This window comes from Pelorhabdus rhamnosifermentans, from assembly GCF_018835585.1.
GTDB classification, from domain to species: domain Bacteria; phylum Bacillota; class Negativicutes; order UMGS1260; family UMGS1260; genus Pelorhabdus; species Pelorhabdus rhamnosifermentans.
This window is the reverse complement of the sequence record NZ_JAHGVE010000006.1, coordinates 19,584-41,750: the sequence shown is the minus strand read 5'-3', so window position 1 is coordinate 41,750 and position 22,167 is coordinate 19,584. Positions and strand designations below refer to the sequence as shown.

The window sequence follows — 22,167 nt, the reverse complement described above, 5'->3', positions numbered from 1 at the left end:
TTTTGTGGGACGAGGTGTAAAAATGCAAGCTTTTTATGAATTATTAGCAAAAGATTCAGCCATGCAGCAAGCTTTGCAGTGTTTTGAGCAACAAACAATAGGTCAAAGCCTAGTTTATGGATTAACAGGAAGTCCAAAACATTTGCTTGCGGCTCTAGCTTATGAGCATGGGACACGTCCAACTGTCATTGTGTGTGGCAGTCAGGAAGCTTTGGAACAGTTTCGTACCGATGTAGTCGCCGTACTCCCGGAAAAAGATATTCTGATCTTGCCTACGTTGGATATGGTGAGCTTTACTGCGACTGCTAAGAGTTTAGAGCCTGCGGCTCGTAGGATGGAAATCTTAAGTAAATTGGTACAAAACGAACCTTGTTTTGTACTTGCCACAGCCGAAGCGATTATGCAGCAAGTCCAGCATAAATCAGATTTTGAAAGTAGTCGTCTCGTACTGATTGATGGTAAAAATGTCGATCGTCAGGAAATTTTTCGTCAACTTGTTCGTAGTGGCTATGAACGGGTTGATCAAGTAGATGCTATGGGGCAGTTTAGTGGGCGTGGCGGGATTATTGATATTTTCCCCATTAATAGTGCTCATCCTGTTCGAGTGGAATTATTTGATGATACTATTGATTCGTTGCGCTACTTTTCTGTTGAAAATCAGCGTTCGCTAAGTAGTATTGACAGGGTAGATGTGTTGCCTGTAAATAGTCCCGTTCAAGTTGGTAAGGGGGATACGCTTTTTTCCTATTTAGCAACGGATGCCAATATTGTTATGGATGAGCCCATGCGTATTCGAGAAATGATTAACAAATCGGTGAAGGAAAATCCGGCCATTAAAAAGCAAGTTTTTACCTGGGCTGAACTGATGCAGTCGGCCAAACAGCATAACATCATTTTTCTGACACTGATGCTGCAGAAAAACCCTCAGACTGATCCGAATCGGATTATTAGCCTGACTGTGAAAAACATGGCACCTTTTCATAAACAAGTGGACTTATTTATAAAAGAACTTTCTTTATGGCAAGAGCGTAAGGATACGGTCATTTTAAGGTTTAGTACGGCAGAGAAAGCCCAGAATTTTGTCAATTATTTACGCCAAGAAAAATTTTCTGCCGTTTTTGATGAAGCACCTAAACAAATTCAGCCTGGTAGTATTGTTGCAACATTAGGTGCTTTACAGTCGGGTTTTGAACTACCTCATGCGCAACTTGTGATTGTCAATGAAATTGATATTTGGGGACGGCAGAAACGAAAGATTCGTCCTCGCGTATCAAAAGAACAAAAGATCACTTATTTTCGGGATATTAATTTAGGCGATTATGTTGTTCATGTGAATCATGGTATAGGTAAATATGTAGGTGTCGAAACGATGGACGTGGGGGGCCTTACGAAAGATTATTTGCTTATTCGCTATGCTGGACAAGATAAGCTTTATGTGCCGACAGATCAGGTGCAACTTCTGCAAAAATATATTGGGGCGCAAGGGGAAATACCGCGGTTAAGTAAAATGGGTGGCAGTGAATGGCTCAAGGCCACAACGCGTGCCAAGGCTTCTGTAGCTGATTTAGCCAAGGAACTTGTGGAACTTTATGCTCATCGTAAGATTGCCAAAGGATTTTCTTTTGGCTTAGATACAACCTGGCAGGCAGAATTTGAAGAAGCTTTCCCCTTTGAAGAAACGCCAGATCAACTTGTGGCGATTGATGAAATCAAGCGAGATATGGAATCGGAACGCCCTATGGATCGTTTACTTTGCGGCGATGTGGGGTTTGGTAAGACGGAGGTAGCCATACGCGCGGCCTTTAAAGCGGTTATGGCAGGCAAACAGGTAGCTGTGCTTGTGCCGACAACGGTGCTGGCGCAACAGCATTTTCAGACTTTTAGTGCCCGTTTTGCTGATTTTGGTCTGACTGTCGATGTGATTAGCCGTTTTCGAAGTGCTAAAGAGCAGCGAGCTACTTTGGCAGCCTTAAAAGCAGGAAAGGTGGATGTGCTTATTGGCACGCACCGCATTCTGCAGGCGGACGTGACGTTTAAAGATTTAGGGCTATTAATTGTTGATGAAGAACAACGATTTGGCGTTGCTCAGAAAGAAAAATTTAAAAAATGGCGTAATAATATTGATGTGCTGGCATTGAGCGCAACGCCAATTCCAAGGACACTCCATATGTCCTTGGTGGGAGCACGGGATATTAGCATTATTGAAACACCGCCTGAGGAAAGATTTCCTGTTCAAACGTATGTCGTTGAATATGATGAAGAAATTATTCGGGATGCCATTCGCCGAGAAATTAAGCGGGGCGGTCAGGTCTATTTCGTTTACAATAAGGTGCAGACCATTGATAAAATGCGCCAAACCTTAAGTGAGATGCTGCCTGATGCTCGGTTCCAGACAGCACACGGTCAAATGCCTGAAGAGCTACTAGAGCAGGTGATGCTTGATTATTATGAGGGTCAATATGATGTGCTTGTATGCACGAGTATTATTGAAAATGGCTTAGATGTGTCTAATGCCAACACCATCGTCGTGTATGACGCGGATCATTTTGGATTGTCCCAGCTTTATCAGATGCGTGGCCGTGTAGGCCGTTCCCATCGTTTATCTTTTGCTTATCTTACTTATCGCCGGGACAAGGTTCTAAGTGAAGTGGCTGAAAAACGTCTTCAGGCCATTAAGGAGTTTGCTGAACTTGGTTCAGGGTTTAAAATTGCTATGCGTGATCTTGAAATTCGCGGTGCGGGTAATTTGTTAGGGGCTCAGCAGCATGGACATATTGTCAGTGTAGGTTTTGAGATGTACTGCCGATTACTTGATGAAGCGGTGCAAGAGCTTAAAACAGGTAAGACTGTGGAGGTTCAGCCGGAACCTGTACTTGAATTTCAGGTAGATGCTTATTTAAGTAGCGACTATATTGGTGAAGCCGTGCATAAAATTGAGATATACCAACGTATTGCTGCCATCCAAACCGAAGAAGAAATTAGCGATTTAGTTGATGAATTAATTGATCGCTTTGGTGCACCCCCTGAACCTGTTCTTAATTTGCTTTCTGTAGCACGGGTGAAAAATTATGCGAGAAGATTAGGTATCCAGTCGGTTATTCAAAGCCATGAGATAATCGAGGTTCACTTCTTTGATAAACCCCATATTAATATCGATGCTGTACTGAATTTTAAAAGAAATTTTCCTAACCGTATCACAATTTTGCAAGGCCCCCCACCCAGTCTGCGTATCAGAACAGCCAAGCTTGCTGAACCTGTTTTACCTTGGTTAAATAATTTGTTAAAGAAAATCGAACCTGTGAGTAGACATGAATAAAAAGAGTAGGCAAGATATATACTATCATTGAAGCAAATTGTCAAAAAAATGTAGAAAAGGAGGGATCCAGGTGAAAGCGACTGGAATCGTGAGAAGGATAGACGATCTAGGCAGAGTAGTTATACCAAAAGAAATTCGTCGTACTCTGAGGATACGTGAAGGTGACCCGCTGGAAATATATGTTGATCATGAAGGCGAAGTGATTTTGAAAAAATATTCGCCTGTAGGGCAATTGGGGGATTTTGCGAAAGAGTACGCCGATTCTTTACATGAAGCCATTGCGCATATTGTACTCGTTGCTGATCGCGATAACATTGTGGCTGTCGCCGGTGCATCAAAAAAGGAGTTTTTAAATAAACCCCTTGGGCCTGCTGTAGAACAGGCCATGGAAGGTCGTAAGACTGTGATTATTAGCAATCCAAGCGAATATAAAGATTGTAAAGGCTGTGTTGCTGATTGCGATGACGAAGGGGATGGCATCTGTAAGTTTACAGCTGAAGTGATTGCACCTATCGTTGTTGAAGGCGATGCCATCGGTGCTGTTATGATTTGTTCGAAACAACCGGGAGCGCAACTTGGCGAAATGGAAAACAAACTTGCTGAAACAGCAGCTGGTTTTCTTGCTAAGCAAATGTCGTAGTAATTCCATTCTTCCATTTTCCCAAAATTCAAGTAGCGGACCACTGTTCGCTACTTTTTCTCATGCGCCTGTTTCGCTCCTTTTAAACGAGGGCTTCAAAAAAGCCAATTGATGAAAGGACGGACCTCTCATGAGCAGAGATTCATTTTTAAAGGGAGCCCTTGTTCTTACTGCTGCAGGCGTTGTTGTTAAAATGATTGGTGCCGTCAATCGAATTGTATTGTCGCGGCTGCTAGGCGGTGAAGGCATCGGCCTTTATCAATTGGCTTATCCCATTTATCTATTGGCCCTCAGTGTATCATCAGCCGGATTGCCTGTGGCTATTTCTATTCTTGTGGCTGAAAAAGTTGCTTTGTCTGATACACGCGGTGCGCGGCGTATTTTTCATATTTCCTTTGTCGTGTTGACCATAACAGGACTTTTCTTTTCCATTTTGTTATATTATGGAGCAGGCTGGTTAATTGAAAGTCAGTTTGTTAGAGATGAACGGGCCTATTATGCACTTGTGGCTCTTGCACCCGCTATTTTTTGTGTGACTGTCATGTCAAGTTATCGAGGCTATTTTCAAGGACAGCAGACCATGATTCCTACGGCTTTATCACAGATTATTGAGCAGATTGTCAGAGTTTTTGTTATGATTGGTCTTGCTTATTATTTGCTTTCCTATGGCATTGAATTTGCTGCTGCAGGTGCAAGCTTTGGGGCGGCACCTGGTGCTGCCTGTGGACTGTTGCTGCTTATAATTTATGAGAGACGGCAACGCCAAAGGAATCCCGACAGGTTTCAGCGGCAGAGGAAAGTGAAAGAATCGTGGTTTTTCATTGTGAGTCGTATGGTGCGGCTGGCTTTTCCTGTTTCCCTGGCTAATGTTATGGTTCCTGTTGTGGCAAGTATTGATCTTATGATTGTTCCAGCTCGTCTGGAGATTGCCGGCTATACTGTGCAGCAGGCTACGGAACTCTTTGGATATCTGACCGGGATGGCTGTTGCTCTTATCAATGTACCGGCCATTTTGACAGGTGCTCTTGCGGCAAGTCTTGTTCCGGCTGTTGCGCAAGGCTTTACATTGAATAGACAGGAAGAGGTCAGACAAAAGCTATCTACAGCTTTGACTCTTGCTAATGCCATTACCGTTCCAGCCATGTGCGGACTTTATTTACTTGCTACACCCATTTCATTAATGCTTTATGGCACACCCAATGCAGGAGCGGCAGTGAGTACCTTGTCACTGGGCATTGTATTTTTAGGCATTCATCAGGTTAGTACAGGTGTGCTGCAAGGTCTGGGACATACAACGGTTCCTGTGGTAAATATGTTTTTTGCAGCGATTATTAAAATTGTTCTGAGCTATTTTTTAACGGCGCTGCCTCACTTTGGCATTCAAGGAGCGGCACTCGCCACTGTGGCTGATTTTGCTGTCGGTGCCTTATTGAATATGCTGTTTATCTATAGGGTCCTAGGCTGTTGCTTTTCTGTTGATAAATGCTTGGCCACTTGTGCCGCTGCAGCTGTTATGGGGCTGACTGTTTTGAAAACTTATGATATAGTAATGATAAGAGTTTTTAGCAATACCATCGCAACCCTTGCATCTGTAGCCAGTGCAATACTGATTTATGGCATTACTTTAGTACTCATGGGAGGAATTGGCTTAGTTGATATGGAAAGACTTCCTAGGGTGGGGCCATTACTAGTGAAAGGCTTCCGGTGGGTGTTGAGGCGATAAAGTAAGGAGAGCATATGAACAGAGAGAATAAGCAGCAAGTGGGTAGTATTACCATTGTGGGCTTGGGAGCGGGTCCCTTTGGCTTTTTAACCATCGAAACACTTGAAGTGCTAGAACAGGCTACAAAGCTTTATTTACGTACGGCCGTGCATCCTGCTGTAGCGGGTCTTAGAGAAAAGCAGATTGGTTTTGAGTCTTTTGATGATGTTTATAATAGTAAAGCTTCTTTTGAAGAGGTTTATCAGACCATTACAGATCGGTGCCTGGCGGCAGCTCAAGCGGGTGAAAAGTTAGTTTATGCTGTGCCAGGCAGTCCGCTTGTTGCTGAACAAACGGTATTGCTTATCCGAAAGCAGGCACAGCAGCAAGGTGTTCCTCTTACGATTTTGCCTGGCATGAGCTTTTTAGAGGTTCTTTATGCCCGTCTTGCGATTGATCCCTTGGAAGGTCTTGTGATTTTGGATGCAGCCAATCTTGATATGAGTTTGGCCAAGAGTGGTACGGCTCTTGTCATTACACAGCTTTATGATCGGCAGATTGCCTCAGATACGAAGCTCAGCCTTATGGATGCTTATCCTGATGACTATGAAGTGACAGTTGTGCGTAATTTAGGTTTAGCTGATGAGACGATCTGTCAAATGCCGTTATATAAAATGGATCGCATTCCTGTTATTGATCATTTGACAAGCCTCTTTGTTCCAGCGGTACAACTGAAAAGTACAACTTTTTCTCTTACTCCGCTGTTGGATGTCATGGCAAAATTGCGTTCGCCAACAGGCTGTGTGTGGGATATTGAGCAAACGCATAGCAGTTTGCGGCGGCATCTTGTTGAGGAAGTTTATGAGGTTTTAGAGGCCATTGATTTAGAGGATTGCGGGCTTTTGTGTGAGGAATTGGGAGACTTACTCATGCAAATTGTTTTTCATGCGCGTATGGCCGAAGAATTTCAGCACTTTTCGATGCAAGATGTGATTGATGGGGTGACGGAGAAGCTGATTCGTCGTCATCCGCATGTTTTCGGTGACATTTCCGTACGGAATGCGGCCGAAGTTGTTGTGAATTGGGATAAAATAAAACAGCAGGAAAAGACGGATCGTTCTTCTGTGCTAGATGGTGTTCCAAAGGGCTTGCCAGCTTTAATGCGAGCCTTTAAGCTTCAAAGTAAGGCAGGCAAGGTCGGGTTCGATTGGTCCGACCTTGCCCCGGTCTGGGACAAGCTTTATGAGGAGCTGGATGAATTCAAGGAAGCAATTGCTAGTGGTGACAGAGAGGCTATGGAAGATGAATTTGGGGATGTATTATTTTCTGCTGTCAATGTGGCCCGCTTTTTGAAACTCGAGCCTGAGACATCACTGAATCATACCAACAATAAGTTTGTCAGGCGATTCCAATTTATTGAAAAACGGTTAGCTGCCGAAGAAATAGCTTGGGATAAAATGAGGCTTGAGTCCCTAGATTTGCTTTGGAAAGAGGCAAAAGGGCAAGAAAAACATTAATTTGTATGAAAATGTAGGATTTTTTTTAATTGCAGGAGGAATAAAAACACAGACAGCGAATAATGCTAGAGGTAAGATTTACGTTAAGGAGGAAAATTCTGTGAATAAAACTGAACTTGTAACCAGTGTAGCTGAAAAATCTGGTATGACCAAAAAAGATGCAGAGAAAGCATTAAATGCTGTTTTTGAAAGCATCGAAGATGCCTTAAAAGGTGAAGATAAGGTGCAAATTATTGGGTTTGGTACTTTCGAAGTAAAAGCAAGAGAAGAAAGAAAAGGGCGTAATCCTCAGACGGGTGCGGAAATCACCATACCTGCTTCTAAGACGCCTGTATTTAAAGCAGGTAAGGGATTAAAAGATTTAGTCAATCAATAAGATTCAAATGTACATAAAAAAACCAGGTTGCATAAACCTGGTTTTTATTTATAATAAATGATTCATGATAGTAGGAAACTATTAGATAAATCACTGAGGAGTGGTTATTGTGGCAGGCAAAATTTTAGTAATTGATGACGAGGAAAATATCCGTACCTTAGTAAAATATAATTTGGAAAAATCAGGATTTCAAGTAGTCGAATGCGGTGATGGCATAACGGCTTTGACGCTTGCCGAAACGGATAAGCCTGATCTCATTTTGCTTGATTTAATGCTGCCTGAATTAGATGGACTGGAAGTTTGCCGGGCACTAAAGCAGCACCAGGATACAACAGCTATTCCCATTATTATGCTGAGCGCTAAAGACGAGGAAGTCGACAAGATTCTAGGCTTAGAACTTGGCGCGGATGATTATCTGACGAAGCCTTTTAGTGCGCGTGAACTTGTGGCACGGATTAAGGCTGTTTTGCGGCGTAGTGTTAAGGAAAATCCGACTTCCGGTGAACTAACGGTTGGTAAGTTGAAATTAAACTTTAGTCGTTATGAAGCCTTTTTGGGGACGGAGAAGCTTGAATTAACACCCAAAGAATATGAACTATTGAAGCTTTTTATTACGAATGTAGGCAAGGTATATACGCGGGAACAACTGCTGGAAAAAGTGTGGGGCTATGAGTATTTCGGCGATACGCGCACAGTTGATGTGCATATTCGTCATTTACGAGCCAAACTAGCGGGGGAATCGAGTATTGCAGAGGCCATTGAAACAGTGCGTGGCGTGGGTTATCGCTTTTGCGAAGTGTAAAGGATAATTAACTTAAACTTAACATTCTAAGGGCTAGTTTTATGGTATATTGCAAAGAGATAAGACAGGGGGTCTGAGGTATTGTGCAATTAACCAAAGAAGCGGGCGTTCATTATAAAATTGAAGTGAATAAACTAAAACTTTATTATGGTAAGACATTAGCATTGAAAAAAGTGTCTCTCAATGTGGCTCAAAATAGTGTTGTGGCTTTAATTGGACCATCAGGTTGTGGCAAATCAACTTTTTTAAAAACACTTAATCGTATGAATGATCTCATTGACAGTGTCCGTATTGAAGGAGAAGTCTTACTTGACGGACAAAATATCTTTCACCCCAACGTCGATGTCGTCATGCTGCGCAAACGTGTAGGGATGGTATTTCAACGGCCCAATCCTTTTCCTATGTCTATTTATGAGAATATTGCTTACGGACCGCGAATTCATGGGGTGAAAGATAAGAAAAAGCTAGACGAGTTAGTAGAAAAAAGTCTCAAAGGTGCTGCTTTGTGGGAAGAAGTCAAGGAGCGGCTAAATCAATCAGCTATGGGAATGTCGGGGGGCCAGCAACAGCGCCTGTGTATTGCCAGACTTCTTGCTGTTGAACCGGAAGTGCTGCTCATGGACGAACCCTGTTCGGCACTGGATCCCATTTCGACGATGAAAATTGAAGAGCTAGTGACAGAATTAAAATCAAAATATACCATTGTCATGGTGACGCATAACATGCAGCAGGCGGCTCGTGTATCTGATTTTACTGCTTTCTTTTTAAATGGCGAACTTGTCGAACATGAGCAAACCGATGCTATTTTTACGCGACCACAGGATAAGCGGACAGAAGATTATATTACAGGTCGCTTCGGCTAAGCGATTAGGAGGGGATAGTCATGAGTACGAGGCAAAATTATTCTCAGGAACTGGAAGCTTTGCGGCAGGAACTGTTAGCCATGGGGCAGCTTGTCCAGCAGGCGATTACGCTTTCTATTGAGGCACTTTGCAAGCAAGATGCTGATCAGGCGCGCAAGGTTATTTTGGACGATGATGCCATTGATGCGTTAGAAGAGGCAATTGAAGATAAATGTATGATTCTTATTGCAAGGCAGCAGCCGATTGCCGGGGATTTGCGCATGATTGGTACATGTCTTAAAATTACGACCGATTTAGAGCGCATGGGGGATCATGCATCGGATATTGCTGAAATCGCTGTTCGCCTTGGCACACAACCCTTAATAAAACCGCTCGTAGATATCCCGATTATGGCGAATTTATCCCAACAAATGCTGCAAAATTCTTTGTTAGCTTATTTGAATCGCGATATTTCCTTAGCGGAACAAGTTTGCAGCGATGATGATGAAGTAGATCATATTTATAATCGTATGTTTCGCGAGTTATTGACTTATATGATGGAAGATCCTAGCACGATTACGCAGGCTACGCAGTTAGTATTTGTTGCCAGGTATTTGGAACGTATTGCCGATCATGCCACAAATATTGCTGAATGGGTCATTTATATTGTCACAGGTCAGCGTTGCCGCAAAGTGGATTGAAAAGTAAATAGAAAATCTCTACAGGCACTCTGCTTGTAGAGATTTTCTGTTTACTAGGCGAACTCCGTTGCAAGAGGCAGGGTAATGGTGAAAGTAGAGCCCACATTCACTTCGCTTTTGACGGCAATTTTTCCGTCAAGCATGTCAATAAGGAGCTTCACGATGGCCAGCCCGAGTCCAGTCCCACCTGCAGCACGGGAACGAGCACGATCAACACGATAAAAGCGTTCAAAAATAAATGGCAAGTCTTTACTTGGAATGCCCACGCCTGTATCTTGTACGGAAATGGTGGCTTCTGTGCCATTATCACTATAAGATAAAGTAATGGATCCGCCTTCAGGCGTATATTTTACGCTGTTTTCTAAAAGATTGGTAAGTACTTGTTTGAGCCAGTCAGGATGGGCTTTTACGAAAACAAGTTGCGACGCAGCCGCTATTTTCAAAGTTAATTTTTTATTTTCCCAATAAGGCATCATGTCATCGACGATTCTTTGACAGAGAGGACCGACGGAGGTCGGTTCAAACTCCACTTTCTGCTGGCTATTTTGCGAGTTCAGCTTGGCTAGTTGCAATAAATCCTTTGTTAACCGTGTCATCCGTTCGGCTTCATTATAGATAATGCGGACAAATTTTTCACTTAATGTGGCATCTTGAAGGGCTCCATCAAGTAGTGTTTCAGCAAAACCACGAATGGCTGTTAATGGTGTGGCTAGCTCGTGAGAAGCATTGGCAACAAAGTCAGCTTGACGATCGTTGATTTCTTGAAGGACTGTAATGTCGTGAAAAACAGCCAGCACAGAAGATGCAGTACTGTCATTATCAAGAATCGGTACGAGTGAAATATGGAAAACACGGTGTGATTTATTTACTTGCGTTTTTAACTCAATGACGCGGCCGGTGCCTTCTAAAAGCGTTTCATGAATGGAACGGTCTAGTAAGCTTTTGCCGATGACATTCATATTGTGCTGTCCAATCATTTCTTCGGTAATGTTAAAGGTCTTCACTGCCATGAGATTGACTGTTATGACTTTACCATACATATCAAACATAATAACACCGTTATCCATGTGTTCTAGAATCAATTCTAGTTTATGTTTTTCTGCCGATGTTTCATTGATTTTATCTTCTAAATGAGAAGTGAGATTATTCATGGCGTGAGAGAGTATCTCAAGTTCATCATTTGTTTTTAAATAGATGCGTGTAGTGAGTTTTCCATCAGCAATTTTTTGGGCTGCTTCGGTAATTTCTTCGAGAGGTTCTGTGTATTTACGTGCCAGTCGCATACTCATGCCAATGGATAAGAGTAAGGTGAGAAATAAGGCAGCTAAGATGGCATTACGGATTTTTGAGAATCCTTCTTCTACATGGTTTAAACTCGTTGCGATGCGTAAAACAGCGATGACTTGGCTGCCATCATAGACAGGTTGAGTCACGTATAATTGGTTTTCTTCATTCGTTGTGCTGTAGCGTATGGCCGTACCTTGTTTACCCGTAAGTGCTTCAATCACTTCCGGGCGTTCACTATGATTTTCCATGAGGGCGGGATTGGAGTTTGAATCGGCAATGACCCGGCCACTTTGATCAATGATAGTGAGACGCAGCCCAACTTTATTACCCATTTCTTTTACTTTGTTGTCAATGTTGTTACGCTTGACTGGGTCCAGTATTTCATCACGAAGCAGCTGTTCGGCAATATTGCATTCGACAGACAAGGTATTTAACAGACCTTTTAGATCGTGATTGTAAAAGTACCATAATACATAGGTGCCAACCAAGGATAGTGATAATGAAATAACAATCATGAATGATGTCATTAGTCGCGAACGAATTCCCCATTTCAGCATCATTTTCCTCCCTCAAACATTTTCTTCTGTTTTATCTCTGGCCATTATTATACAGGAATAGGGCGTTCATTTACAGGTAGTTCTGCTTTCGGTAAAATAGGTTAATGAAATATTAATAGAAAATTAACAAACTTAGTAGTGAAAGCAAGTAAGATGAAATTAGTTCAGTGAGAGAATAAGTTTTAAATGAGGTGAAAGAATGCTTTCCTATGAAAGGCAGGACACTTCTTGTTATACTGAAATGACAAACAGCGAGATGAGCTTAACGGACCAAATAGGATTAGGTGAATTAAAAAATGTTATTTTAGCTAGAAAGATTCGTACTGTTTTTCAGCCTATTGTATCCCTTGTTGACGGTCAGGTATTGGGGTATGAGGCGTTGAGTCGGGGTCCTAACGGCTCAGAGCTCGAGATGCCGACAACCTTATTTTATTTGGCGAGAAAATTTGATTTGCTATGGGAACTGGAGCTTCTTTGTTTGAGTCAGGCTCTTCTTCAGGGAAAGAAAATTCCCCATAAGGGTCTACTTTTTTTAAATATTGATCCCCAAATTATTCGGGATCCTCGTTTTGAAAGCGAATTACTGTCCAAGTGGAATTGGAAGCTGACGAGTTCTTCTGTTAATTATATCATTTTGGAAATAACAGAAGGTGCAGCTATTGAGGATGTTGTTGGCTTCACAAAGACACTAGCATCTCTTGTGAACAAAGGATGCAAAATTGCTATGGATGATACAGGAACAGGTTATTCCAGTTTGAGCAGGTTGGTTAAGATTCATCCTCATTTTATTAAAATAGACATGGATTTAGTGCGAGATATTGATAAGGATCGCATGAAACAAGCATTGATGAAGGCCTTATATAAATTTTCTACACTGACAAATATAAAAATCATTGCCGAAGGCATTGAGACGGCAGCTGAATTGAATGAACTCATTCGAATTGGGATACCATATGGACAAGGCTTTTATCTGCAACAGCCATCAAGTCAGCTTACAGAAATTTCCGAACCGATTCGACAGCAAATTCTTTATCAAGTACATAGCAAGGAACAGGAAAATTATTATACCCCCATTACCATGCCGATCGGTGCTGTTGCTCGAATGGATAGAGGACTTCCAGCTACTACGCTGGGGTATCAAATTATTGATTATTTTAATAAAAACAGCCGTGCTATGGGGGTCTGCATTGTGGAGGATGGCAAGCCAGTTGGGCTTCTTATGAAGGACAAATTTTTAGGCAATTTGGCAACACAATATGGTATTGCCCTGTACATGCACCGTCCCATTGATCTTGTTATGGATAAAAATCCGATTGTTGTTGATTATCATCTTTCCCTGGAACAGGTTTCAAAACTGGCTGTTTCGCGTAGCGAAGAACGACTCTATGACTATATTATTGTGACGAAGAATGAAAAATATTATGGTGTAATTACAATCAGGCGGCTATTAGAAAAAACAACTCAAGTGGAATTGAATCGAGCGAAACATTCCAATCCTTTAACTGGACTGCCGGGTAATGTTTTGATTGAACATGAAATCAACTGTGTTTTATTAAAAAATCGACCTTATGCTGTGATTTATTTTGATTTGGATAACTTTAAGCCATACAATGATGTTTATGGATTTGAAAGTGGGGATAGGGTTCTTTATTTAACAGCCAAAATTATTCAGCAGGAAATGGAACATGAAGCAAATTTACCGTCCTTTATTGGCCATATTGGTGGGGATGATTTTATTGCGGTTGTTCATGATTGGAATGTGCAAGGACTTTGTCAAAACATCATAGCCTCTTTTGATCGCCAGATTCATGCCTATTATGGTGAAAAAGATATTCGTCAGGGTTATATTTTGGCTAAAAATCGACATGGTAAGGAAGAACGTTTTCCAATTATTTCACTGAGTATTGCCGTTGTGACGAATCGCAATTCCCGTTATTTTACTGCTCATGAACTAGCAGAGTCAGCAACGCTATTAAAGAAAAAATGTAAACTATCCTGGCAAAGTTGCTATTGTATTGATGGTATTTAACCTTTTCTTAACATGTCCTTAACACAGATCATGTCAACTTATTCTACAATTACATTGTGTGAGTTTCAAATAAAAGGGAGGAAACAAATAATGAAATTTTTAGGAAAATCGAAAGTTCTTGTTGCGGCTATTTCTTTGATGCTTGGTGTCAGTCTGATTGCTGGCTGTGGTGGAACGAAAGAACAACCTCAGGCCCAGGCTGCAAATGATATTCAAGGCACAGTAACGGCTTCGGGATCAACTGCTTTGCTGCCGTTACTGAAACCGGCCCAGGAAGAGTTTCAAAAGAAGTATAGCAAAGTAACAGTTAACATTGCAGGTGGTGGTTCTTTTACAGGCTTAAATCAAGTTGCAGCTGGTTCTGTAAATATTGGTAACTCTGATGTTCCAGCTCCTAGTGAATATAACGATAAAGGTCTTGTTGACCATCAAGTTTGTGTGGCCCCGTTTGTGTTTGTTACTAATCAGGATGTAAGCGTTGACAATTTGACTCAACAACAATATGTGGACATTATGACTGGTAAAATCACTAACTGGAAAGATGTTGGCGGAAAAGATGAAAAAATTACCTTAATTCATCGGGCAAAATCTTCCGGATCACGTGCTACTATCGCGAATGTGGTACTGAAAGGTGTTGAATTTACGGATAATGCTGTTATCCAAGATTCCAACGGCGCAGTTCGCAGTGCTATTGCCAGCACACCTGGTTCAATTGGCTATGTTGATGCCGCATACGTTGATAACACTGTAAAAGCACTTGCTTTTAATGGTGTGAAATTTACGGCAGATGCGGTAACATCCGGACAATATCCTGTATTCGCTTATGAACACATGTTTACGAAAGGCGAAGCAACAGGGGCAGTGAAAGCTTTTCTTGACTATGTCATGAGTCCTGAATTCCAGAATAGTGCTGTTGAGAAAAATGGCTTTATCCCTATGACGAAAATGAAAAAATAGTGCATAGCCTTCGTGACTGATGGGCCCACTAGAACTTGACAGAAAGTTAAGTTCTAGTGTTTTTTTTGCATATACTGAGAAAATTAACATCAATTTAACACGGCGTTAACAATCCTTTCGCTGTTCATACTCTATAATAAGTAATCATAAGGTAAGGGATGTACGCTGAGAAGTAGGGGATGGGATAACGATGGAATTGACTAAAAATCTTATTGAACCAGTAGATAGGGCTCATCAATTTAAATTGATGTCAGATCGCTATATTCGATATTTATTTATTGCCTGTGCTTGTTTAATGACAGTCATTATTTTATCCATTATTATCTTTGTTGGGCAACAAGGATTATTGACGTTTAAAGATGTTAGTTTAACGGAATTTTTTACGAGTGCTAAGTGGAGTCCCTCTGATGCAAAATATGGGGCCTTTAGTTTTATTTCGGGTTCAATTTTTGTTACTCTTTTGGCAATTTTATTTGGCGCTCCGCTGGGATTAGCTGGTGCCATCTTTATGGCCAAAATAGCACCTGGCTGGCTAAGAGAAATTATGCGGCCGGCAACAGATCTTTATGTGGCTATTCCTTCTGTTGTTTACGGGTTTGTAGGGATGACCATTCTTGTTCCGTTGATTCGTGTTCATTTTCATGCCAGTACGGGATTTGGTTTGCTTGCAGCAGCAATTATTTTGGCTATCATGATTTTGCCAACTATTATTAGTATTTCCGAGGATGCTATCCGATCCGTTTCGGCTTCGTTAGAAGAAGCTTCACTTGCGCTGGGGGCAACGCGCTGGCAAACGATTTGGCGTGTTCTGCTTCCTGCGGCTTTGCCCGGCATTTCTACGGCTATTATCTTAGCTATGGCCAGGGCGGTGGGAGAGACCATGGCTGTTCAAATGGTTATTGGTAATACACCGCAAATTGCTAAATCGCTTTTTATGCCGACTTCGACTTTACCTAGTGAAATTGTTGTTGAAATGGGCAACACTCCTTTTGGATCTGCCTGGGGTAATTCGCTCTTTCTGATGGCTTTGGTACTACTGCTTCTATCACTCGCGATGATTTTAATTATTCGTCGGATTACTAAGGGGAGGATAGCCTAAATGTCAGCTAAAATGTTCGATAAACTAGCAACTGCTCTGATGTGGATAGCAGGTATAATTATTTTAGCTATTCTTGTTGTATTTTTACTTTACATGCTTGTCAAAGGATTGCCTGTATTGTCATGGAGCTTTATTACGGGGCAGCCCAGTGATATGCGGGTGGGCGGTGGTGTGGGACCGCAGTTTTTCAATTCTTTTTATATCCTTTTCTTGTCCCTGGCATTTTCTGTTCCTGTAGCACTTGGGGCGGGAATCTATCTTGCTGAGTATGCTAATCAAAATAAGATTACTGATATGATTCGACTGAGTACGGAAAGTTTAGCCACCGTTCCTTCTATTGTTCTTGGTTTGTTTGGCATGATTATCTTTGTCAATATATTTAAAATGGGATTTAGTATTATTGGTGGAGCTTTAACGCTTTCCTTGTTAAACTTGCCTGTCCTTGTCAGGGTTACGGAGGAAAGCATTCGTACTGTGCCAGGTCAATACAAGGAAGCTAGTTTGGCTTTAGGTGCTACAAAGTTGCAGACCATTTGGAATGTGGTTTTGCCCAATGCTTTGCCAGGTATTATTACGGGTCTTACCTTAACGGCTGGGCGGGCATTAGGTGAAACAGCGATTCTTATCTTTACGGCAGGTACGACGGTGTCAAGAACGTTGGGTGACATGGATCCCATGGCAGCAGGTGAAACCTTAGCTGTACACATGTGGTATGTTATGGCTGTTGGATTGGTTCCGGATCGTATAGATATTGCCAATGGCATTGGAGCATTGCTGATAATTACGATTCTCATTTTCAATTTGTTCTTTGCTATTCCAGGCAGAATCATGCGACGGCGCATGGCAACTGCTAAACATTAAGAAGCTGGGCAGGAGGAAGAGAAAAGTTTGATCAAAACTTTTCTCTTCCTTTTTTTGTTTATTTTGATTGCAATTTTTAATATTTTGTTACGCAGATATTAAGACTTGCTACAGCATATAGAGCGTCTATATTTATGATGTTAGTATGTTAGTATAGGATAATACTAGGGGGTACACTACATGTTCAAACGAATTCGGGGCTTTATTCGACAAGTCAAAGAAATGTTTGTGAGCTTTCTTGTTAATGGATTGCTGGGTTTTCGTCTAAAACGCAATCGAAAGAAATCTTTATCCTGTAAGAATCTCGAAGATCATAATAGGATAGTGAATAGAAAAAATATTTTGCAATTGTTTACTCTTGGCCGTCGTCTCAGACAGCTTATGCCAAAACAGGATTTTGGTGTTACTGTTCGCTCTCAAGGGGCGCGTGGTCGGGTACTTCATATTGCGCGTAAGAAAGATAGTCTTCATGTTTTGAAAAGATGGACAAACCCTCGCTTTATTAAGCACTACTTGGCAAGCACGAGTTTTCGCTATCAATTGACTTCTATTGCCACAAGGTCGGTAATTTTTACGATTTTAACCTGCACCATTCCTTTGTGTCTTATTGGCTGGTATTTTACTAACGAGACGCTTGCCAGTCTTACTCAAATAGCGGCAGAGAAGAATAGAAAGGTTGTTGAGCGTGTCGCAAGTGATACAGGGAATTTTATTCTGGCGAAGAAAAATTTTTTGTTAGCCACAAGTGCCATGGGGCAAATGCGAAGTATGCAGAGCGACACAGTAAAAGAATTTTTACTGTCTGTTAAACCTTATTATGGGACAACAGATGCCCTGACTGTGGTTAAGAGTGACGGACAAGAATTGGCTCGTACGGATGCCCTTCCTTTGAGTAATATTAGTGGAACCGATTATTTTAAGCAGGCTATGGCAGGGACAACGTTTTTTTCGGACCCTGCGAAGATTAACGGGCAGCTGACTGTAGTCGGAGCTGTTCCGCTTCAAGGAAAGGATGGAATTTTAGCTGGTAATATCTCACTTGCTACCCTCCAGACGATGATGGAAAATGTTTTGTCACAAAATCCCGGCTATATGCTGACCATTATTGATAAAAATTGTGTACCCCTTTTTTATCAAGCTGATTCTTCTGCTGTGGAGGAACGTAAGGTTTTGTCAGAATCGTATTATAAGGAAGCGGTAGAAAAACAGTCAGGCGATACATTCGGGGTTTTTCGGGGACAGGAATACCTTGTTTCTTATCGTCCCATTGCCAATACAGATTGGATTGCTGTGTCGCTTTTTCCGAAGCAGGTGGCTTTGCAGAGTGCTTATGATACGATTGAGAAAAGTATGAAAGTTACCCTTGTTCTTATTATTATTTTTGTGGTGATCGGTGTTTTGGCAATACGAAAAGTTTTTGCGCCCTTGCAGCAACTCGTTGGTGGCGTAAATTTTGTTGCCAGAGGTGATTTGACACATATTTTAACAAGTACGAGTACAGATGAGTTTGGACGAGTTACCCAGGCTTTTGGTACTATGACAGAAAGCTTGCGCCATATTGTGCAGGCTGTGAAGAATTCAACCGGTCTTGTTGTAGAGTCATCCAATCAAGTGGCCTGCGCTGCCCAACAATCAAGCAAGGCCAGTGAAGAGGTAAGTCAGTCTATTCAAAATATTGCTGAGACTATGAATCAGCAGGGACAAAAAACGGCGATAACAGAAGAGCTCATTCATCATCTTGTTGATATAACAGGTAATGTGGCAGAAAGTATCTGTGATGCGGCAGCAAAGACAGGGGAGTGCTCTGCTGTTGCATTAAAGGGCCGGGAGGTCGTTAATGAGACGGTGGATACAATGCAATCTTTGCAAAGATTAGTGGACCAGGCGGCGCAAACGTTAGCAGTGCTTGGGCAGAATACGAAAGAAATCAGTAATGTTACGACTCTTATTACGGATATTGCCAAACAGACGAACCTTTTGGCCTTAAATGCTGCTATTGAAGCGGCGCGAGCGGGACAGGCAGGGCGAGGTTTTGCTGTTGTGGCTGAGGAAGTCCGGAAATTAGCTGACAAGTCGATGGAGTCGGCGAACGATATTGCAGTAATTATCAAAAAAAATCAGAGCCAGACGCAAGAAGTTATCACAACAATGGAACAAAGCCTTAATAAGGTTGAAACAGGTGTGGGTGTGGCTAAATCTCTTGATAGGGTCTTTGAGCAGATTGTGGTAGCCATTGAGAAGGTTGAAAGCAATGCTACAGCCATTACAGGCCAAACAGATAGACAAGTATCACTCTGTGGCGAGGCTCTTGAGGCCGTGCAGGGGATTCATCAGTTGACAATTGAACATCGTACGAGTGTTCATGAGATTGCAGCAATTAGTGAAGAAGAGTTGGCGGCTTCGCAGGATATTCTTCATTCCGTAGAAAAACTTCGTAATCTGGCATCCAAGCTTGATGAACTTATTGACAAGTTTAAGTCTGAGTGATTGTATGTTAAGTTGAAATGGGGAAAATTTACTATGAATATATTTTAAAGTTTGACTTTGATCGACTTTTTTTGTATGGAAGGCTTTTTTCTTTGCCATACTACAGGAAAAGAGGAGGTCATGCCATGTATAAAAAAAGTTCGACCATTCATGCAGTGGGATTGCTGTTGACGGGAATTTTTATGGCCGTCGCTGTAAGTGGCTGTAATTTATTTTCTCCGCAGAAAAAGCCGGATGTTACACCGCCTAATCCGTCAGTGTCTTTGCAAGCTGAACCCCAAATTTCTGTCTATATGCATGAGACAGGTACAACGCAGTCCATGATGATGGAGGATTATATTGCCGGAGTTGTTGCAGGCGAAATGAAATCAGATTGGCCGGTAGAAGCCTTGGCGGCGCAAGCTATTTTGGCCAGGACTTTTACGATTGAGGCCATTGAAACAAAAGGCGGTGTACCGGAAAGGCATACACAGGCTTCTACGGATATCAAAGAATTTCAGGCTTATAGTGCTAAAGATATTACAGACAATGTCAAGCAGGCTGTTGCCATGACGCGGGGGAAAATTATTACTTATCAGGGCCAGCCGATTCACGCCTGGTTTCATGCCAGTGCAGGAGGGATGACGGCAACAGCCAAAGAGGGACTTGATTATAAAGATGCAGAGCCACCTTATATTATGGCTGTTCCGTCACCTGACGATTTAGCGCCTGCGGATATTAAAAGCTGGACAGCCAAGGTAAAAAAGCAAGATATTTTGGCTGCTATGGCGAAATTGGGCCAAACTGCTTCGTCGTTAGATAGTATAGAAGTGACCCAAAAGGGGCCTTCGGGACGTGTGACTCAGTTTACGGTGAATAAAAGTATTCCAGTCAGTGGACCTGAACTCCGCGTGACTGTGGGAGGTACTCTTATTAAATCGATGCTGTTAGATAAGGTGGAAATTGTCGGTGATGAGGTTAGCTTTACTGGAAAGGGCTATGGTCATGGTGTAGGAATGTCCCAATGGGGGGCTTATTCACTAGCCAAGTCAGGTAAAACAGCCAATGAGATTATTGCGCAGTATTTTAAAGACGTAACAATTGAGCAGCGTTATCAATAGTAATCAGTGCAGCAGAAAAAAGAATCAGGCTGAAATGCAGCCTGATTCTTTTTTTGCGTAATAACTGTGTTTCATCAGGCATACAGTGAACTGAGGACAGATAGTAGGAGGAAAGATAAGTATGGCCATCGATGAGAAGACACCCGCTTGGCGTCATCAGTTTAGCCTTGTTGATAGAGAAGAAATGACGGTAGATGGCGTTGTCAATCTGGGCAGCTTTGATGAACATGAAGTCATAATGGAAACAGAGCAGGGAATTTTAATTGTGAAAGGTGCTGGACTCAATATTAAGCAGCTTAATTTAGATAAGGGTAATATTATTTTTGAAGGAACAGTCAAATCCATTACCTATGATGACGAAGTAAAGCAGAAAAAGGGGCTGTTAGAAAGACTCCTTAAATAGTTCAATGCGAAGAAAGGCGGTGAAGGCATGGAAGAAAGCCAGTTAGCAACTTTTCTGTGGTTGGCTCTTACTGCGATTGCCCTATCCTTTCTATTTGATTGTTATCGATTCATGAGAAAAACACTCAGGTTACGAGTTTTAACCACTGCGGTGGCTGATTTATGTTTTTGGTTACTCGCAGCACTGATTGTTTTTTCGGTACTTCTTTGCAGTAATGGTGGTGAAATGCGATTATATGTTTTTATTAGTTTAGCATTAGGTGCGCTTTTTTATTATCGGCTCTTGAGCAGTCGGGCCATGCAATGTATTCTGGTGGGGTTCAAGGCACTTCGCGGGATCATGAAAGCTGTCTATCAAACTTTTCATGTTCTTATTGTACAGCCTTTTTTTTATACCTTGCGTGTAATGACCGCACCCTTGCGCTTTTTTCGACGTAAAACACAATTTGTCTATGGGGGAGTTTATAGAAAGGCTCGACATGTTTGGTATAAATTTCAACTTTTTTTTAAGTAAGCAGGATTGCAACTGTTTTAGGCGAACTATATAATAAAAGTATGTGTCTGGTGGTGTTAATTCGTGCATTCGAGAGGTGTACAATTGAGCGGGTTTCGCTTGGTATTGCTTGTTTTGTTGTTTGGGTTTGCTTATGTGTTTATTCGTCAGAGTTGTGACTTGTGGGCTATTCATCAGGAATACCAATTAAATCAGTTAAAATTGGAACAAGCGGAACAGGTTCATCAAAGCTTGATTGATGAAAAAAATAAACTGACTACACCAGACTATATCGAAAAGATTGCTAGGGACGATTTGGGTCTTGTGAAACCAGGGGAAGTTCCCTATTTATCGAATAGCAAATAGTAATGTTTTTGTAAGTTGTTCGCAGTCATTTCTTGACACTCTTTGAAGGTCAAGGCTATAATATGATTGTAAATAAAGTTTTTTAAGGAGGAAGTTTGATTAGTATGTCCATTGAAATTGGCAGCGTGGTAGAAGGCGTTGTAACAGGAATCACGAATTTTGGTGCTTTTGTGGAACTACCTGGAGGTAAAGTAGGTCTTATTCATATTTCAGAGGTTGCCGATGTTTATGTGCGCGACGTAAAAGATTTTCTTAAAGAACGGGATACTGTTAAGGTAAAGGTACTTTCTATTGACGAGCGTGGCAAAATCGGTTTATCTATTAAACAGTTGCAAGCGCCAAAAGCAGCTCCTGCACAACCATCCTATCGGAGACCACATGCCAATGATAACCGACGTCAGAGATTCAATGCTCCATCCTTTGAAGACAAATTGACGAAGTTTTTAAAAGATAGTGATGAACGGTTATCGGATTTAAAACGTAATACTGAGTCCAAGCGTGGCGGTCGTGGTGCTGCTCGTCGGGCTGAATAACAATTGAGTTGGTAGGCATTCCGTGGGAATGCCTTTTTTTATTGGTTTAACAGGCTCTTTCACTTAGCGCGGAAGAGCCTGTTAGTTTTTTAGTTTATTT

Annotated in this window: 19 protein-coding genes; 18 read left to right on the top strand and 1 reads right to left on the bottom strand. The window is 41.8% G+C overall.

Annotated elements, in window-relative coordinates:
• Positions 1-22 precede the first annotated feature (22 nt).
• The 8 genes from mfd (at position 23) to phoU (ending at position 9,896) form a co-directional block, all read left to right on the top strand.
• Positions 23-3,316 (top strand): transcription-repair coupling factor, encoded by a 3,294-nt coding sequence (gene mfd, locus Ga0466249_RS08720; RefSeq protein ID WP_215829233.1) that lies wholly within the window; start codon positions 23-25, stop codon positions 3,314-3,316.
• A gap of 70 nt (positions 3,317-3,386) precedes the next feature.
• A complete protein-coding gene (spoVT, locus tag Ga0466249_RS08715; RefSeq protein WP_312889739.1) occupies positions 3,387-3,956 on the top strand; it encodes a stage V sporulation protein T in 570 nt (189 codons plus the stop codon).
• A 130-nt stretch (positions 3,957-4,086) separates the two neighbouring features.
• Positions 4,087-5,679: a putative polysaccharide biosynthesis protein gene (locus Ga0466249_RS08710; RefSeq protein ID WP_215829064.1), complete on the top strand. Its 1,593-nt coding sequence runs from the start codon at positions 4,087-4,089 to the stop codon at positions 5,677-5,679.
• A gap of 38 nt (positions 5,680-5,717) precedes the next feature.
• On the top strand, positions 5,718-7,175 hold the full coding sequence (gene yabN, locus Ga0466249_RS08705) for a bifunctional methyltransferase/pyrophosphohydrolase YabN (protein WP_215829231.1): 1,458 nt from the start codon (positions 5,718-5,720) through the stop codon (positions 7,173-7,175).
• 100 nt (positions 7,176-7,275) lie between these two features.
• Positions 7,276-7,551, top strand: coding sequence for a non-specific DNA-binding protein Hbs (gene hbs / locus Ga0466249_RS08700; RefSeq protein ID WP_215829063.1), 276 nt, complete (start codon positions 7,276-7,278; stop codon positions 7,549-7,551).
• Between the two features lie 109 nt (positions 7,552-7,660).
• Complete coding sequence (locus Ga0466249_RS08695; protein ID WP_215829062.1) at positions 7,661-8,353, top strand: response regulator; 693 nt, start codon at positions 7,661-7,663, stop codon at positions 8,351-8,353.
• An 83-nt stretch (positions 8,354-8,436) separates the two neighbouring features.
• Positions 8,437-9,216, top strand: a complete 780-nt coding sequence (gene pstB, locus Ga0466249_RS08690; RefSeq protein ID WP_312889738.1) for a phosphate ABC transporter ATP-binding protein PstB — start codon at positions 8,437-8,439, stop codon at positions 9,214-9,216.
• A gap of 20 nt (positions 9,217-9,236) precedes the next feature.
• Positions 9,237-9,896 carry a phosphate signaling complex protein PhoU gene (gene phoU, locus Ga0466249_RS08685; protein WP_215829061.1) on the top strand — a complete coding sequence of 220 codons (660 nt, stop codon included), beginning with the start codon at positions 9,237-9,239 and terminating at the stop codon, positions 9,894-9,896.
• Between the two features lie 53 nt (positions 9,897-9,949).
• Here phoU and pnpS read toward each other — a convergent pair whose 3' ends face one another.
• Positions 9,950-11,743: a two-component system histidine kinase PnpS gene (gene pnpS / locus Ga0466249_RS08680; RefSeq protein WP_246588581.1), complete on the bottom strand. Its 1,794-nt coding sequence runs from the start codon at positions 11,741-11,743 to the stop codon at positions 9,950-9,952.
• Between the two features lie 196 nt (positions 11,744-11,939).
• Between pnpS and Ga0466249_RS08675 the strand changes: the two genes are divergently transcribed.
• The 10 genes from Ga0466249_RS08675 (at position 11,940) to Ga0466249_RS08630 (ending at position 22,067) form a co-directional block, all read left to right on the top strand.
• The gene (locus Ga0466249_RS08675; protein ID WP_215829060.1) at positions 11,940-13,769 is read left to right on the top strand and encodes a GGDEF domain-containing protein; all 1,830 of its coding nucleotides are present in this window, start codon (positions 11,940-11,942) and stop codon (positions 13,767-13,769) included.
• Positions 13,770-13,859: 90 nt separating this feature from the next.
• Positions 13,860-14,726, top strand: a complete 867-nt coding sequence (locus Ga0466249_RS08670) for a phosphate ABC transporter substrate-binding protein (protein WP_215829059.1) — start codon at positions 13,860-13,862, stop codon at positions 14,724-14,726.
• A gap of 190 nt (positions 14,727-14,916) precedes the next feature.
• A complete protein-coding gene (gene pstC / locus Ga0466249_RS08665) occupies positions 14,917-15,825 on the top strand; it encodes a phosphate ABC transporter permease subunit PstC (RefSeq protein WP_246588580.1) in 909 nt (302 codons plus the stop codon).
• Positions 15,826-16,686, top strand: coding sequence for a phosphate ABC transporter permease PstA (gene pstA, locus Ga0466249_RS08660; protein WP_215829058.1), 861 nt, complete (start codon positions 15,826-15,828; stop codon positions 16,684-16,686).
• 180 nt (positions 16,687-16,866) lie between these two features.
• Positions 16,867-19,173, top strand: a complete 2,307-nt coding sequence (locus Ga0466249_RS08655; protein ID WP_215829057.1) for a methyl-accepting chemotaxis protein — start codon at positions 16,867-16,869, stop codon at positions 19,171-19,173.
• 125 nt (positions 19,174-19,298) lie between these two features.
• Complete coding sequence (locus Ga0466249_RS08650) at positions 19,299-20,273, top strand: SpoIID/LytB domain-containing protein (protein ID WP_215829056.1); 975 nt, start codon at positions 19,299-19,301, stop codon at positions 20,271-20,273.
• 121 nt (positions 20,274-20,394) lie between these two features.
• On the top strand, positions 20,395-20,676 hold the full coding sequence (gene yabP / locus Ga0466249_RS08645) for a sporulation protein YabP (RefSeq protein WP_215829055.1): 282 nt from the start codon (positions 20,395-20,397) through the stop codon (positions 20,674-20,676).
• A 27-nt stretch (positions 20,677-20,703) separates the two neighbouring features.
• Complete coding sequence (gene yabQ, locus Ga0466249_RS08640) at positions 20,704-21,189, top strand: spore cortex biosynthesis protein YabQ (RefSeq protein ID WP_215829054.1); 486 nt, start codon at positions 20,704-20,706, stop codon at positions 21,187-21,189.
• An 84-nt stretch (positions 21,190-21,273) separates the two neighbouring features.
• Complete coding sequence (locus tag Ga0466249_RS08635) at positions 21,274-21,534, top strand: FtsB family cell division protein (RefSeq protein WP_215829053.1); 261 nt, start codon at positions 21,274-21,276, stop codon at positions 21,532-21,534.
• A 104-nt stretch (positions 21,535-21,638) separates the two neighbouring features.
• Positions 21,639-22,067 (top strand): S1 domain-containing RNA-binding protein, encoded by a 429-nt coding sequence (locus tag Ga0466249_RS08630; protein ID WP_215829052.1) that lies wholly within the window; start codon positions 21,639-21,641, stop codon positions 22,065-22,067.
• Positions 22,068-22,167 lie beyond the last annotated feature (100 nt).